At 70.4% G+C, this 14,762-nt stretch carries 15 protein-coding genes; 8 read left to right on the forward strand and 7 right to left on the reverse strand.

Annotated features, from left to right (window positions below):
• Positions 1-342: 342 nt before the first annotated feature.
• Positions 343-1,215 (reverse strand): helix-turn-helix domain-containing protein, encoded by an 873-nt coding sequence (locus tag J4709_RS04405; protein ID WP_208237207.1) that lies wholly within the window; start codon positions 1,213-1,215, stop codon positions 343-345.
• A 190-nt stretch (positions 1,216-1,405) separates the two neighbouring features.
• Between J4709_RS04405 and J4709_RS04410 the strand changes: the two genes are divergently transcribed.
• From J4709_RS04410 to J4709_RS04420, 3 genes are all read left to right on the forward strand, one after another.
• On the forward strand, positions 1,406-2,167 hold the full coding sequence (locus tag J4709_RS04410) for an SDR family oxidoreductase (protein WP_208237209.1): 762 nt from the start codon (positions 1,406-1,408) through the stop codon (positions 2,165-2,167).
• A 295-nt stretch (positions 2,168-2,462) separates the two neighbouring features.
• Positions 2,463-3,002 carry a DUF1062 domain-containing protein gene (locus J4709_RS04415; RefSeq protein ID WP_307800952.1) on the forward strand — a complete coding sequence of 180 codons (540 nt, stop codon included), beginning with the start codon at positions 2,463-2,465 and terminating at the stop codon, positions 3,000-3,002.
• 161 nt (positions 3,003-3,163) lie between these two features.
• A complete protein-coding gene (locus J4709_RS04420) occupies positions 3,164-4,075 on the forward strand; it encodes an SDR family oxidoreductase (protein WP_208237213.1) in 912 nt (303 codons plus the stop codon).
• A gap of 29 nt (positions 4,076-4,104) precedes the next feature.
• On the opposite strand, the gene J4709_RS04425 is transcribed toward J4709_RS04420, so the two are convergent.
• From J4709_RS04425 to J4709_RS04435, 3 genes are read right to left on the reverse strand one after another with little or no spacing between them, the layout of a single operon-like run.
• Positions 4,105-4,875: an ABC transporter permease gene (locus tag J4709_RS04425; RefSeq protein ID WP_208237215.1), complete on the reverse strand. Its 771-nt coding sequence runs from the start codon at positions 4,873-4,875 to the stop codon at positions 4,105-4,107.
• Positions 4,872-6,440: an ABC transporter permease subunit gene (locus tag J4709_RS04430; RefSeq protein ID WP_208237218.1), complete on the reverse strand. Its 1,569-nt coding sequence runs from the start codon at positions 6,438-6,440 to the stop codon at positions 4,872-4,874. Before J4709_RS04430 ends, J4709_RS04425 begins: the two co-directional genes overlap by 4 nt.
• On the reverse strand, positions 6,437-7,375 hold the full coding sequence (locus J4709_RS04435; RefSeq protein ID WP_372442037.1) for an ABC transporter ATP-binding protein: 939 nt from the start codon (positions 7,373-7,375) through the stop codon (positions 6,437-6,439). Before J4709_RS04435 ends, J4709_RS04430 begins: the two co-directional genes overlap by 4 nt.
• Before the next feature lie 160 nt (positions 7,376-7,535).
• On the opposite strand from J4709_RS04435, the gene J4709_RS04440 reads away from it, so the two are divergent.
• Complete coding sequence (locus J4709_RS04440) at positions 7,536-8,198, forward strand: response regulator transcription factor (protein WP_208237220.1); 663 nt, start codon at positions 7,536-7,538, stop codon at positions 8,196-8,198.
• The gene (locus J4709_RS04445) at positions 8,198-9,307 is read left to right on the forward strand and encodes a sensor histidine kinase (RefSeq protein ID WP_208237222.1); all 1,110 of its coding nucleotides are present in this window, start codon (positions 8,198-8,200) and stop codon (positions 9,305-9,307) included. The genes J4709_RS04440 and J4709_RS04445 overlap by 1 nt, the downstream gene beginning before the upstream one ends.
• A 10-nt stretch (positions 9,308-9,317) precedes the next feature.
• Here the strand turns inward: J4709_RS04445 and J4709_RS04450 are convergent, their stop codons facing one another.
• On the reverse strand, positions 9,318-9,692 hold the full coding sequence (locus J4709_RS04450; protein WP_208237224.1) for a GbsR/MarR family transcriptional regulator: 375 nt from the start codon (positions 9,690-9,692) through the stop codon (positions 9,318-9,320).
• Positions 9,693-9,710: 18 nt separating this feature from the next.
• Between J4709_RS04450 and J4709_RS04455 the strand changes: the two genes are divergently transcribed.
• Positions 9,711-9,956, forward strand: coding sequence for a hypothetical protein (locus tag J4709_RS04455; RefSeq protein ID WP_208237226.1), 246 nt, complete (start codon positions 9,711-9,713; stop codon positions 9,954-9,956).
• Between the two features lie 89 nt (positions 9,957-10,045).
• On the opposite strand, the gene J4709_RS04460 is transcribed toward J4709_RS04455, so the two are convergent.
• Entirely contained in the window at positions 10,046-10,984 is a 939-nt protein-coding gene (locus tag J4709_RS04460; protein ID WP_208237227.1) for an alpha/beta fold hydrolase, read from the reverse strand.
• A gap of 375 nt (positions 10,985-11,359) precedes the next feature.
• On the opposite strand from J4709_RS04460, the gene J4709_RS04465 reads away from it, so the two are divergent.
• Positions 11,360-11,950, forward strand: a complete 591-nt coding sequence (locus tag J4709_RS04465) for a TetR/AcrR family transcriptional regulator (RefSeq protein WP_208237229.1) — start codon at positions 11,360-11,362, stop codon at positions 11,948-11,950.
• A gap of 359 nt (positions 11,951-12,309) precedes the next feature.
• On the opposite strand, the gene J4709_RS04470 is transcribed toward J4709_RS04465, so the two are convergent.
• Entirely contained in the window at positions 12,310-13,041 is a 732-nt protein-coding gene (locus J4709_RS04470; RefSeq protein ID WP_208237231.1) for a MerR family transcriptional regulator, read from the reverse strand.
• A 52-nt stretch (positions 13,042-13,093) separates the two neighbouring features.
• Here J4709_RS04470 and J4709_RS04475 point away from each other — a divergent pair, with 52 nt between their 5' ends.
• Positions 13,094-14,425 carry a cytochrome P450 gene (locus J4709_RS04475; RefSeq protein WP_208237233.1) on the forward strand — a complete coding sequence of 444 codons (1,332 nt, stop codon included), beginning with the start codon at positions 13,094-13,096 and terminating at the stop codon, positions 14,423-14,425.
• Positions 14,426-14,762: the final 337 nt, after the last annotated feature.

Genomic DNA, 14,762 nt, shown 5'->3' on the forward strand with positions numbered 1-14,762 from the left:
GAAGGTGTTCATCGTGGTGTTCATCGTTGTGCTCCTTGCGGTTCGCCTTGCGGCTCGCTCTTTCTGACATCGCAAACGCTACGTTGCCTTCAAGGTTCAGGCAACACACCTGTTGCGACTTACGAGCATTCCCACAGGTCATCTCCACAAAATCATTGCAACTGGCTCGCGGGTAACGCAACAATCCGCATTGCACTCGTTGCAGTCACCTGAAAGTGAACGCTACTTTCGGGGTGTCGAAGCCCGTGAGAAGTGCCGCTGACAGAGCAGCCTTAGTACTTGCGAGATGGCGGAGAGTGATCGTTCAGTGGTCCGGCTGTACCGCCGGGCGTCCCGTGCTCGTCAGGGCCTTTTCGGGTGCGAGGCGTCCGCCGCCCTGCCGCCTGCAGCGTCGGTGGGCTCGGGCTGCGCGAGAGCGGCGAGGAGCCGCAGCTTCTCGTCGCTGTCGCTGTCCTTGTCGGGGTAGTAGACGACGAGGATGACGTCGTCGATGGGGAGCTTGTCGCGGTGCAGCCGCAGTTCGCCGACGACGGGGTGGTGGACGGTGGTGGTGCCTCCGTCGAGGGCGCGGACGTCGTGCCGGGCCCACAGGGTGCGGAACCGCTGGCTGGACAGCGCGAGTTCTCCGACGAGTTCGACGAACCGGGGGTCGTCGGTGTCGTCCCCGATGCTGGTGCGAAGTGCGGCGACGAAGCCGGCGGCGGCTTTCGTCCAGTCCTGGTGGAAGGCTTGTTCCTCGGGATCGAGGAAGAAGGAACGAAGCCGGTTCTGGCCGGGCCGCAGGCGCGGGGAGAGCGCGACGGCCATGGCGTTGGAGGCCAGGACGTCGAACGCGCGCCCTTCGACGAACGCGGGAATCGGAAGGTGGGCGAGAAGCTGGTGCGCCCGCGCCGGTACGCGTTCGGGGCGCTTGCGGCGCGGGGCCTTGGGGCGTGCCGCCGCGAGGCCGAGCAGATACGTCCGCTCGACGTCGTCGAGACGCAGGACGCGCGCGAGCGATTCGAGGACCTGGGGTGAGGGGTTCTTGTCGCGGCCCCGCTCCAAGCGCAGGTAGTAGTCGGGGCTGATGCCGGCGAGCAGGGCGACCTCCTCGCGGCGCAGGCCGGGGACACGGCGGTGCCCGCCGGGCGGGATCCCCGCCTGCGCCGGAGATACCAGGTCACGCCGGGCGCGGAGGTAGCTGCCGAGCCGGTTGCCGGACTCCTCGTCCCTCATGTCTCCACGGTAATGCGGTGCGCGCGTCCCAGAGGGGGTCCTGCCAGGACCTGGGAAGACGGGGGCTCTGCCAGGCCCGGCGGACACCGCCGAGGCTTGTGGCATCACAGTTCGAGAAGGACAGAGATCACCGCTGGGCGGCGCCGCGGTCAAGGACGCCGCCGGTGCTCTGAACCGAAGGGACGACCTCATGGATCTCTCCAAGTGCACCGTTCTCATCGTCGGCGGGACGTCCGGTATCGGCAGGGAACTGGCCCGCCGGTTCGCCGCGGCGGGCAGCACCGTGGCCGTCGGAGGCCGCAGCGCGGAGGCGCTCGCCGAACTCTCCGGCGAAGGCATCGGCACGTTCGAGATCGACGTCACCGACGGCGCATCCGTCGCGCGTGCCCGTGACGCGGTCCTCGCCCGGTATCCGGAGCTGGACACCGTGGTGACCATGTCTGGTGTCATGCTCTTGGAGGACCTGCGCACCCCGGAGCATTTCGAGGCGGCGCAGACGACCATCGACACCAACCTGGTCGGGACCATCCGGGTGATCGACGCCTTCACCCCGCACCTGGTCGGACGCGGCGCCGGCACTTTCGTCACCGTCACCTCCGGCATCGCCTTCCTGCCGTTCCCGCCCATGCCCACCTACGCCGCCTCGAAGGCTGCCGTGCACGCCTACTCCGAGGCATTGCGCGCCCAGCTCGGCGGCACCGGCGTCGACGTCGTCGAGCTGGTCCCTCCGGCTGTGGCCACGGCGGGACAGGAGAAGGTGAACCCGCACGCACTGCCGCTCGACGACTTCGCCGCTGAGGTCATGCAGTTGCTTTCGCAGAGCCCGACTCCTGACGAGATCCTGGTCGAGCGGGTCCTCATGCATCGCTGGGCCGAGCGCGACGGCACCTACGACGACCTCGTCGCCCAGCGCTCCGGGGCCCTGGCCATGCTCCCCAGCCGCCGAACCTGACGCCCCTCCCCCACGGCCGCCATCGGGCACGGCCTAACTCGGCCGGAAAATCGATTGAGCCTGCCTTGTTCGTTCCCGTAGGTTGCCTGCGACTCGACGCAGTGGAGACAAAAGGACGGACCCGCGTGACCCCGCCTGCTCTTTAGACCTGACACCTTCTTCAGCTCACCTGTAGCCGACGCTCCCGTCGGTTCTGCCGGGCTGCCCTTGCGCGCCCGGTCATACAGCGTTTGAGGCCGCGCGCAATCGGCCTCGTGTCAGGTCCAGAGAGATCATGTCTTCACAACCTCATATCGTGCTGCCCTGGTTCGTCCGCCGGACCCGGCTGCCTCTGCTTTCGCTGCGGTGCGTGGACTGCGGGTCGGAGTCGGCCACCACCGGCGAGGGCAGGTTCCGCGTCAACTCCAACGGCAAACTGCTGCACGTGTGGCTGCTCGTCCGCTGCGTGTCCTGCGACCGGACGGGCAAGCTCACCGTGCACGGGCGAGTACCGGTCGGATCCCTCGACCCGGCCGAACTCCACGGCTACAGCGTCAACGATCCCGAACTGGTGGCGTCCACCCTGCTGGATCCGCTCTTCGCCCGGCGGAACCGCCTCACCCTGGACTGGACGGGGGCTTGGCGGCTCCACGCCCCGCCGGCACGGCTCGACGAGGCCTGGCCGGTCCGGGTGGAGGTCGCCTTCGACGATCCGGTACCGGTGCGGCCGGACCGGCTCATCGCCCAAGGGCTCGGCCTCAGCAGGAACGCGGCACTGCGCCGGATCAAGTCCGATGGTCCGCTGCGCCGTCCCACGAGTACCGGATTCACCTTCACCGTGATGCCCGAGGACTAGCGGGAGCGTAGCCGCGAAGCCGGCGCGCCCCCGCTGCCCGAGGGTTCGTCTCATCCATCCATGCGTCAGTGACTGACGCTACTTGACGCCAGCGACTGGCTCTACTTAAAGTCAGCGACTGGCGCTAAGTAGCGTCAGTCGCTGACCTTAAGGGTGGTTGCATGCATGTCTTCGTCACCGGCGGTTCCGGCCAGACGGGCCCCGCGGTCGTCGCCGAGCTGATCAAGGCCGGCCACACCGTCACCGGACTGGCGCGCTCGGACACCGCCGCCGAACGGCTGGAGACACTGGGGGCCACACCGCACCCCGGTTCCCTGGACGACCTCGACAGCCTGCGCAGTGGCGCCGAAGCCGCCGACGGCGTCCTGCACATGGCCTACGGCGGTGACTTCTCCGACCTCGACGACATGATGCGGCGCGACCGGACCGCGATCGAGGCGCTCGGCAAGCCCTTGGAGCACTCGGGCAGACCGCTCGTCGTCACCTCCGGCACGCTGGTCATGCCTGCCGGCCGCGAGGCCACCGAGAAGGACGAGCCGGACATGGCCGGGATCGCCGCCTTCCGCGTCGCGGGTGAGCGGGCCTGCCTCGGTTTCGCCGCACGGGGTGTGCGGGCAAGCGTGGTCCGCCTGGCCCCTACCGTCCACGGTCCCGAAGACCACGGTTTCATCCCGATGCTCATCGCCACAGCGCGAAAGACCGGCGTCTCGGCCTACGTCGGCGACGGCACCAACCGCTGGCCTGCGGTGCACCGGTTCGACGCCGCCGTCCTGTTCCGCCTGGCTCTGGAGCAGGCACCTGCGGGCAGCATGCTGCACGGAGTGGCCGAGAGCGGCGTCCCAATGAAGAGCATCGCAGAGACGATCGGCCGGGGCCTGGGCCTGCCCACGGCCTCGCTGACCGCCGACCAGGCCGCCACGCATTACGTCAGCCCCTTCATGGCGACCGTCTACGCCTTCGACGGGCCCGTCTCCAGCTCTCACACCCGCGAACTGCTCGGCTGGACGCCCACCCATCCGACACTGCTCGATGACCTGGAGCACGGCGACTACCTGACCGCGCCGGCCTCCTGACCGCGCCGGACGACGGTGAGGGCCTCGGTTCAGGCATCGCGATGCCGGAGCAGGAGTCCGGCGATGAGGAGCGCGGCCGCCGCCCACGCGCCGAGGACACCGAGGCCGGGCCACGGGGCGATGGGCAGGGAACCGAGGTCGGTCGTGGCTTGGCCGGCCAGCCCGGCGGTCATGGGGGCAATCTGTTCGAGGTGCCGTCGCAGCGGGTCGGTGACGGCTTGGGCGAGGATCGGGGGCAGGTAGAGCAGGGCGAGGACGGCTCCGATCGAGACGGCGGTGTCGCGGACGGCGGTGGCGACACCGAGCGCGAGCAGCGCGATGAGCATGAGATAGAGGCCCCCGCAGGCCGCGGCCCGCAGCGTTGGCCCATGGCCGATCGAGATGAGCGCGTAGCCGTGCGCCGGGTCGAGTCCGGCGCCGGGGAGCATCAGCCGTCCGACGAGCAGGCAGCCGGCGACGGCGAGCAGGCCGGCGAGCAGGGTCAGGCCGGCCACGGTGGCGGCTTTGGCTGCCAGGACGACCACGCGCCGGGGCATGGCGGTGAGGGTGAGGCGGATCATGCCGGTGCCGTACTCGTCCGAGACGGCGAGGACGGCGAGCACGGCGACGACCGCCTGGCCGAGGGTGATGCCGGTCAGGGCGAGCTTGGTGGGGTCCTGTCCGCGGTCGGAGGTCACGTGGGTGGTGGCGGCGATGCCGGCGCTGACCGCGACGGTCAGGAGGACGGCGCCGGCGAGGAGCCAGGCGGTGCTGGTGAGGGTGCGCAGTTTGGTCCATTCGGCGCGCAGCGCGTCGATCATGCGTCCCTCCGGCGGAGCGTGACGGCGGCGACGCCGAGGGCGAGGGCGGCGTAGGCGCACAGCACGGCCAGGCCGGCCCACCAGGAGAGCGGGTAGTAGCCGTTCGCCAGGGTGTAGGGGTAGTCGACCTGCGCGGATCTGGGCAGAGCGCCCAGGACGGAGAAGCCGGCGGCCGGCGTGAGGCGGAACAGCCACTGCTCGGCGCCACCGGACATCGAGGAGCCGACGATGTACGGCAGGACGAACACGACGATGCCCGCGGTGACGGCGCCGGCGCTCTTCCGGACGATGGTGCCGACAGCGAGTACGGCGATGGCGGTGACGGCGACCAGCGCGCCGGTGCCCGCGATGATGCGCACCATGGTGGAGGCGCCGGCCGGGAAGACGTAGGCGCCGTTCGCTTTGAGGACGTGCTCGCCGATGGGGACCGCGACCGCGGCGGCGAGTGTCCCGACGACGAAGGCGACGCCGCCGACGACGACCGCCTTGGCGGCGAGGACGCGATGCCGGCGCGGGGTGGCGGCGAAGGTGGTGCGGATCATGCCCCGGCGGTACTCGACGGTGATGAACATCGCGGCGACCACGATGATCGCGATCAGGCCGACGATGAGGCCGGTCAGGACGCTGCTGGAGGGGGTGGCGGTGCCGAGGAGCCCTTCGACCACCGCGGGGGCGATGTCACCGGAGCCGCGCAGGACGAAGGAGCCGCCGGTGCGGTGGTAGCCGCCGCCCGGCAGTTTCGGATAGAAGTCCTGAACGCCGATGCTCTGCTCGCGCCAGGTGCCCTGCGCGCCCCGGGCACCTTGGCTGACGTGGTCGAACGCGGCGGTGGCCTGGGTGGCGAATCCGCTGCCGGAACCCTCGAACGACACGGGCGAGGTGACGAACAGCCCGACCTGCACGGTGGAGGGAAGCCCCGCCAAGTGCGCGGTGCCGATCTTCGTCCACGCCGTGCCATCGGCGGAGTCGTAGCCGGTGAGCGTGTCACCGGTGCGGGTCAGCCGCAGCCAGCGCGGCGAGGCCACGGAGACGGTCCCGGGCCGGCCGGCCTGGTCGTGGGTGTAGTCGTACTGGAAGCGGACTCCGTGGGCGCCGGTCGCCATGACCGCGGCGTAGGGCGACCCTTGCGCGGTGCTCGGCCGCAGGAGGATCCCGGCCTTCGCCCAGGCCGCCAGGCTCGGGCGGGTGTGGGCGAGCGACGGGGCGGTGTCGGTCGAGTTGGCCGAGGTCACCCCGGTCAGCGAGCGGACCCGCACGGTGATCGTGGCGTTCCCGGTGAGGGGTTGCCCGACGAACTGGTAGCTGTCGGCGACCGCTTCGCCGTCCGGTCCGGTCGCGACGTAGGGATGACCGGACTGACACGTCGAGCCGGTGCCGGTGCAGGTGCCTTCATGGGTGCCGTTGGCGACGAGGAACGTGAACGTGGTGCAGAGCACGACGGCGATGCCCAGGCCGATCAGCCGGCCGCGGATCGTGCGGAACTTGGTCCACTCCGCCCGCAGGACCGGACGAAAGCTCTCCCGCTCGGGTCGGATGGCGGGACGTGGCGCTTCGGTGGTGGTCATCGACGCGCCTCCTGGTGCGGCGTGCCGGCCTGGTACTCGGCCTCGCCGCCGGTGAGCCGGAGGTAGACCTCTTCGAGCGTGGCCCGGTGCGCGGTGACCTCGGAGAAGGGCACGCCCGCCCGGCCGAGGACCTCCACGACGCGCTGCGCCGGCGTCCCGGACACGGTGACGGTGTAGGCGTCGGCGACGGTCGCCGCGGTCCCGGCCCGATGCAGCACCGCGGCGGCGTCGTCCGGCGCCGACGTGCGCAGCCGGACCTGGTCGTCCGAGGCGCGGGCGACCAGGTCCTCGACGCGTGCGTTGGCGAGCACCCGGCCGCGGCCGACCACCACGACGTGGTCGGCGATGCCTTGCAGCTCGCCCATCAGGTGGCTGGAGACGAGGACGGCCCGTCCCTCCGCCGCGAGGGAGCGCAGCAGCCCGCGCATCCAGATGATCCCCTCGGGGTCCATCCCGTTGAACGGCTCGTCCATGATGATCACCGGCGGGTCGCCGAGCATGGCGGCGGCGATGCCGAGGCGCTGACGCATCCCCAGCGAGTAGCCGCCGGCCTTGCGGCGTGCCGCGCGGCCCAGGCCGACGAGCTCGATCGCGGTGTCGACGTGCCCGGCGGACATGCCCTGCGAGTGGGCCAGCCACAGCAGATGGTTGCGCCCGGTGCGTCCTGGCTGCAGGGCGGCGGCGTCGACCAGCGCGCCGACGTGGTGCAGCGGGTGCGGCAGCCGCGCGTAAGGCTTCCCGCCGATCAGGGCATGGCCCTCGTCGGGGGCGTCCAGGCCGAGGATCACCCGGATGGTGGTCGATTTGCCCGCACCGTTCGGGCCGACGAAGCCGGTCACCGTGCCGGGCGCGACCGTGAAGGTCATGCCGTCGAGGGCGACGGTCGGCCCGAAGCGCTTGCGTAGGCCGCTGACGTCGATCATTGCGTCGCTCACGTGCTCGTCCGTCCTTGGCTCATGGGGATGGTCTCCGCCACAAGCTCTACGGGACGGCAGGTGTCAGCCCGGTGTCGGCGGCCGACACCGGGCTGACACCGTGGGCCTGTCATCGTGAAGAGCGACATGGCCGCTGCGGGAAGCCGAATGGAGAACGGTCGTGAGAGTGCTCGTCGTCGAGGACTTCGAGGTCCTGGCACGCTCGATCGGGACCGGCCTGCGCCGCGAGGGCATGGCGGTCGATGTCGTCCTCGACGGCCGCGACGCGCTCGAGCACCTGGCCGTCACTCGCTACGACGTCGTGGTCCTCGACCGGGACCTGCCCGGGGTCCACGGGGACGAGGTGTGCCGGCGGATCGTCGCGGAACGGTCGAACAGCCGCGTGCTGATGCTCACCGCCGCCGGCACCGTCAGGGACCGCGTCGACGGCCTCGGGCTGGGCGCCGACGACTACCTCCCCAAGCCGTTCGACTTCTCCGAGCTGGTGGCCCGCGTCCGCGCCCTCGGGCGGCGGGCCGCACCCGCGACACCACCGACCCTCCACGCCGGTGACGTCACGCTCGACCCCGGCCGCCGGGTCGCTCTCCGCTCCGGGCGGCGCCTGGAGCTGAGCCCGAAGGAGTTCGCGGTCCTGGAGTGCCTCCTCGCCGCGGGAGACCGGGTGGTCTCCGCCGAAGAGCTCCTCGAACGGGTCTGGGACGAGGCGGCCGACCCCTTCACCACCGCGGTCAAGACGACCGTCCGCCGGCTGCGGGCCAAGCTCGGCGACCCGCCCCTCATCCACACCGTCCGCGAGGCCGGCTACCGGATCGGAGAGCCGTGATGCAGCCAGTGAAGACCGTCGTGTCGCGGCTGCGCCGCCGTCCCATCCTGCGAGTGCAGCTCACGCTGCTCTACTCCGGCCTGGTCCTCGGCCTGCTCGCGGCCGTCCTGCTGGCCACCGACCTGCTCCACGGTCACAGTGCGCAACGGGCCCCGGCCGGTACCCCCGCCGCCCCCGCGACCGGCGGCCGCGCCTTCGACGTCGGTCCCGCCGTCATCGGCCTGGTCGCCGCGGTCATCGCCTTGGCCGGGGCGTGGTGGCTCGCCGGCAGATTCCTCCGTCCGCTGCGCGCCATCACCACCACGGCCCAGGAGATCTCCGCCACCAACCTGGACCGGCGCCTCGACCTCACCGGCCCGGCCGACGAGCTCACCGACCTCAGCAAGACCCTCAACGATCTCTTCGGACGGCTCCAGGCCGCCTTCGAAGCGCAGCGCCACTTCGTGGCCAACGCCTCCCACGAACTGCGCACCCCCCTCGCCGGCCAGCGCACGCTCCTCCAGGTCGCCCTCGCCGACCCCGCCGCCGGCACCGCGAGCCTGCGGGCCGCCTGCGAAGAGGCCCTCCAGCTCGGAGACCAGCAAGAACGACTCATCGAGGCGCTGCTCACCCTCGCGACCGGCGAGCGCGGCGTCGAACGCTGGGACCCGATCGACCTCGCCGAGATCACTCAGGGCGTCATCTCCGGTCACCAGAGCGAAGCGGACCGCCGCGGCGTCCGCATCGACGCCGCCCTCGACCCCGCGCCGGCCGTCGGAGACCCCCACCTGGTCACCAGCCTGATCGCGAACCTCCTCGACAACGCCCTCCGCCACAACGTCGCCGGGGGCCAGGTCACGGTCTCGACCACCTCATCGGCGGAACACGCGAACATCGCGATCAGCAACACCGGCCCGCCGGTCCCCCACCAGGACCTCGAACGCCTCTTCCAGCCCTTCCACCAAGCCGGCACGGACAGGGTGCACCGCGACGGACACGGCCTCGGCCTCGCCATCGTGCTGGCCATCGCCAAAGCACACGGCGCCGTCCTCTCCCCGCGTCCCCGCGCAGAAGGCGGGCTCGCCGTCGAAGTGAGCTTCTGGCAGAAGCGAAAGCCATACCCAGGCTGACGCGCTGCGATCACCCCTGCTGAAGCCGTCCCGGGGCCGAGCCGCCGGTGCGGGCCCCGTGATCGGCTTCGCGTCCGGTCCGCCAGCGCTCGATCAAGGCCGGCATCTCGCGGAACATGAAGCCGTAGAAGTCGCGCATCTCCGCCAGCCACCGGGCGGCCGGGCTGTCAGGCCCGGCCGCCTCGATGCCCTGGTCAGCGGCCTCGAACATCGCCTGCACCATCCCGTTCTGGGCCGACATCAATGTCGCCCACGCGCCCTCGCGGACCCGGTAGTGCTCGCGGCGGCTGCCCGGCGCGGGAGCGCGCTCGATCAGCCCGACGGTCGACAGCATCTTGATCGCCCCCGACACGCTGCCGGAACCGATGCCCAGCCGTTCGACCAAGTCCGGATCAACCTGGCCTTGCTCGCGATCCTGTTCGGCGCACTGGCCGCCGGCCTCGGCGTCGCCGCTTACGCCCTGAACGGGTTCGCCCCCCAGGTCGGCGCCGACTGGCTCCGCTACCTGACCCCGTACCACTACTACATCGGCGGCGAACCGCTCAGGAACGGGCTGGACCTCGTCGACGTCGCCGTCCTGGCCGCCGCCGCGATCATCCTGATCGCCGCCGGCGCCTGGCGGCTCAACCGCCGCGACCTGGGCTGCTGAGCAGCACCGCCCATCGAGACGGCCGCTCCACCGCCGGACGTGGTCGGCACGAACCGGGGCGGTGCGCAGTCGGTCAGGTTCGACCGGCGTCAGTCGCTGTCGAGGATGAAATCGGCTATAGCTGCAGCAACGGCTTCGGGCTGCTCATCAGGAATGAAGTGTCCAGCGTCAGGCACGACGACTCCGGTGGCGTCCTCGGCCCATGGGCTGATGGAGGCCGCCATGTCCGGGATGGAGCCGTGGCTGCTGGAGATGCCGAGGATGGGCACGGTGAGGTGCCGCTGCTTGAGCGCCTCGTGGTTCTTGCGCGCCGACTCGGCGGCGTCTCGGTAGTAGGCGAGGGAAGCGCGGAGGCCACCGTCGACGGCGACTGCCGCTGCGTAGTGGTCGAGCTCGGCGTCGTCGAACGTGTCGGGAGAGAGGGCCTTCATTTTCAGGAACCAGCCGACGTAGTCTCGTTCGCGGCCGGCAAGCAGCGTCTCGGGCAGGTCGGGCACAAGGTGGAACGCGAAATGCCAGGTCTTCCACGCCCGATCCGGGTCGGTGGGAATCGCTTCCGGGAGGGTGATGCCGGGAATCCCGGCGTCGAGCAGTGCCACCCCGTGCAGTTGGCTCTCGAATCGAAGTGCGAGAGAGAAAGCGACCCAGGCGCCGATGTCGTGGGCGACAAGCCAGTAAGTCGACACTCCGAGAGCCTTCACAGCGGCGTGGACGTGCGCGGCGACCGTGTGCGTGTCGTAGCTGCGCTCCGGACGCTCGGAGTGGCCCTGACCCGGCAGGTCGATCGCGATGACGTGGAACCGGCCGGCGAGGCTGGGCATCACCTTTCGCCAAGCCCACCAGGTTTGCGGGAATCCGGCGAGGAGGACAACGGCGGGGCCGGTCGGCTGGCCGCCTTCGATGGCATGAAGGCGGAAGCCGTCCGCGTCGACCCAGCGGTGAGTGAATCCCGCCAGGTCGTGCAGGGGCAGGTCGCGGACGGGGTTGCTTTCGCAGACGCGCCAAGCGCTGGTCGCAGGGTCGGTCACGGCGATCCTCCATCAGTGTCAGGTTGCCGGCTCGGTGCTTCGCCCAAGGGTCACGAGAGCGGCCAGCGTGGTGCTCGAAATCCGGGCCCCAACGGCCTGATCGATGAGGCCCAGTGGCAGTACGAGGACGACGAGCCCGGAATACGTCGTGCAGAACTCAGCCCGGTGGCCGGGATCGCACAGCGCGTCTAGAACGCCGAGGCCATGGCCGACAGGGTGTTCGACGTCCGCAGGACATAGAGCGGGATGGTCAAGTGTGCGGGACGCCCGGCCATGACCATGCTCGGACGCTAGCACATCTTGAACTGTTTGGTTCAAGATAAGATGGTGTGTAGCGCAGCTTGAGACATCGACACACCGGCAAGGAAGTACCCCGTGGCAGGCAAGAAGCAGTTCGACATGGACACGGCGCTCGACGCCGCGATGATCCAGTTCTGGCGTGCCGGCTACGCCGACACCTCGGTGGACGATCTGTCCCGGGCGACCGGCCTGAACCGCAGCTCGATCTACTCCTCGCTCGGCGACAAGGACACGCTCTTCCTGCGCTGCCTGGATCGCTACGCCGCGCGCTATGGCGACAAGTACGACGCCGCCCTGTCGAGTGCAGCCTCGGAGCCTCTTACTGCCGTTCGTGCGTTCTTCGACGTGACCCTTGAGCGCATCGCCGATCCCGAAGTGCCGGATGGATGCCTGCTTGCCCAATCGGCCATGATGATCCCGGCGCTGAGCCCGAACGTCGCAGCGCACGCGAAGGAGGCGCTGGGCTTCCAGCGCTTGCGTCTACGCGCCGCACTGAAAGCCGGCCGATTGGCCGACCAGGACGCCGAGGCCTTCGCTGAACACGTGACGGCCGTGAACGCGTCTCTCGCCGTCATGAGCAGGGCTGGGGCGAGCCCGGCGCAACTCCTGGCCGTAGTGGGCGTAACCGTCGACGCACTCTCGCAGGCGTTGCGCACGCGCAACTAGCACCCCAGGGCAACGTCAGCCGAGACCCGACCGAGGCCGGCGAGTCGACGCCTCCTGCCGTCCTGTCCCCGGGCGGATCTGGCGCCGTGCCGCAGACCGTTTGGCAGGCGTTACGAACGCCGCGATGCGCTGGGCGTGCGAACGCGCCGCCGCTGAGCAACTCCTTGCCCGTGGCGATGCCCCTCGGCCGCGTTCGGTGACGATGTCGCTGGCCCTGAACTCGACTCCGGGCGTTGTGGGGGCCGGACGCTTCCCACGAGGACGATGCGTTCGGCCGCCCAGACGTGGCCGATGGACCACCACAAGCCTCCCCCGGCGCGGTTCCGGCCGTGGAGTTCGGCTGGCGCCTGTGTGAATGGTCAGCGCATCTCAGGCGGGAGCCGTGCAGCGTTGTCCATGAGGGCCTGGTCGGTGACGGTGTCCAGGGCGAGCCGCAGCGTGGTGAGCACGACGTCGTACATCAGCGGGCGAAGCCGGACGACCGAGTCGCTCAGCTCCGACCAGCCGGCGGCCGGCATGCCCGACTTCAGGAACGGTTCCCAGACCTGCTCGCGGTAGACCTCGACGAGCGTGTGGGCGATCGCCTGGTTGTGCTGGGCGATGTCGGCCAGCGGCAGGAGCAGGCCCGCGAGATCGAGGCCCTGCGCGGCGAGTTGCTCCAGCGCGGTCAGCAGCCGCGGGCTGCGTACCTCGACCCGGCCGTCCGGCAGCCGCCGGACCAGGCCGATCTCGGCGAGCTCGGCCGGAAGCCCGGCGCGCTGACCGAGCCGGGCCGCCAACTCGGCCTCGGTCAGGGCGAGGGGTTCCTCCACGGTGAAGGGTTCGAGCACCGTCACGGCCATCCGCTCCAGGTCGGCGTCCTGGGCGTCCGGGTCGGAGTCGAGGATGCGGCGGATGAGGTCGAGCCGGAACCCGTCGGTCTTCAGCTTCTGGATGCGGCGGACCCGGGCGATGTGGTCCACCCCGTACATCCCGACCCGGCCGCGCCGCGCCGGCGGCGGCAGCAGTCCGAGCGCCTGCCACTCGCGGATGTTGCGCACCGACATCCCGGTGCGCTGGGCCAGCTGTTCGACCGTGAACTCCTCCGCCATCGCACCAAAATACAGTCTCCTCCGTTACAGAAAATTCTGTTACGGTCTGGCCATGAAGCTGCTGAGCCGACCCACTCCACAGCTCGGAACGCCGACGACCGGGACGGACAAGGCGCGCATCCTCGTGGCGACCACGGCCGAGATCGCGGTCACCAACGGCCGCGCGGCGATCAACGCCCGCCGGCATCAGCGTTCCCGCGGCCTGCCGCCCGGGGTCGAGCCGACCTCCTATGACCCGCTCGACCGCGCGGTGATCGCCGATCCCTACCCGGCGTACCGGCGGCTGCTGGCGGGCGGCCCGGTCGCCTACAACAAACGCCGCGACCTGTACGTGATCAGCCACTACGAGGCGGTCCGGGAGGCGGCCCGGGCCGACGGTGCCTTGTCGTCGGCCGAGGGCATCACCCGCGCCCGGGTCCGGCTGCCGATGATGATCACGATGGACCGGCCTCAGCACACCCGGCTGCGCCGCGCGGTGCTGCCGGGCTTCACCAAGCCCGCCCTGCAGCGCTGGAACCCCACCATCGATACGCTCGCCGCCGACCTCGTCGGCGAGTTGCGCGCTGCCCCGAGCGCCGACATGGTGAGCCGGCTCGCGGTGCCGCTGCCCGTACGGATCATCGCGCACGTCCTCGGCATCCCGCCCGAAGACCAGGACGTCTTCCGCACTTGGTCGGACTGGATCGTCGAGGGCTTCCAGCTCGAACTGCGGCCCGACCTCCCCAAGCGATTCAGCCGGTCGGTCCGCGGGCTGCTGCGGCTGAGCGCCTACCTGCAGCGCCAACTCGACTCAGGCCGGCTACTGGAAGGCGACGGGGTACTCGGCCGGCTCCAGCGCGACACCGCCGACGGCACGATCTCGGCCGAGGAACTGTTCTGGTTCACCTCGCTGCTGCTGGTCGCGGGTAACGAGACGACCACCAACCTGCTCTCCACGATGTTCCTTACGCTCGCCGAGCAGCCCGAGCAGTACGACCTACTGCACGAGCGGCCCGAACTCGTGACCGCGGCGGTCGAGGAGCAACTGCGGTTCAGCTCACCGATCCAGGGGTTCTACCGGACCGCGACCACCGACTACCAGATCGGCGACGCGCTGATCCCGGCCAGATCCCGGGTGCTACTGCTGTTCGGCGCCGCCAACCGCGACCCGCGGCAATTCACCGACCCCGACGCCTTCGACGTGACGCGCCCGGCGTCCCAGCACCTGGCGTTCGGCTCCGGGATCCACCTCTGCCTGGGCGCCCACCTGGCCCGAGCCGAAGGACAGGCCGTACTCCGCCACCTCCTGGAGACCACCAAGCGCATCGAGGTCACCAGCCGGCCGGTCTGGAACACCAACAGCGCCCTGCGAGGCCTGCACCACCTCCCGGTGACGCTCCACTGACCCCTCCCCCGCCCACAGCCGACATCCTGGCCAGGAACCCGAGGCCGGCCGCACTGGTCACCGACTCCGGCACGCGCACTTTGCACGACGACTGAGACGGTACCGCCGCCCTGCCGCGGGAAGCCGCCCAGTACCCCGGCGGCAGGCCGCGCACGTCGAAGAAGCTCAGGCAGCCTTCGTAATGTTCGTCTGTTTCGGCCGAGGCGCTGATCACGTAGGGGTGAGGAGCACAAGCGGTCCGGGGCCGCGGTCGATGCCGATCTGCGGCGCGGCACGCCCATGCCGAACACGTCGTGTTCGCGGACACCCCGCATCGCGGCGAACGGCCCGTCGACGA

Source organism: Actinomadura violacea, from assembly GCF_017573465.1.
In the GTDB taxonomy this organism is placed as follows: domain Bacteria; phylum Actinomycetota; class Actinomycetes; order Streptosporangiales; family Streptosporangiaceae; genus Spirillospora; species Spirillospora violacea.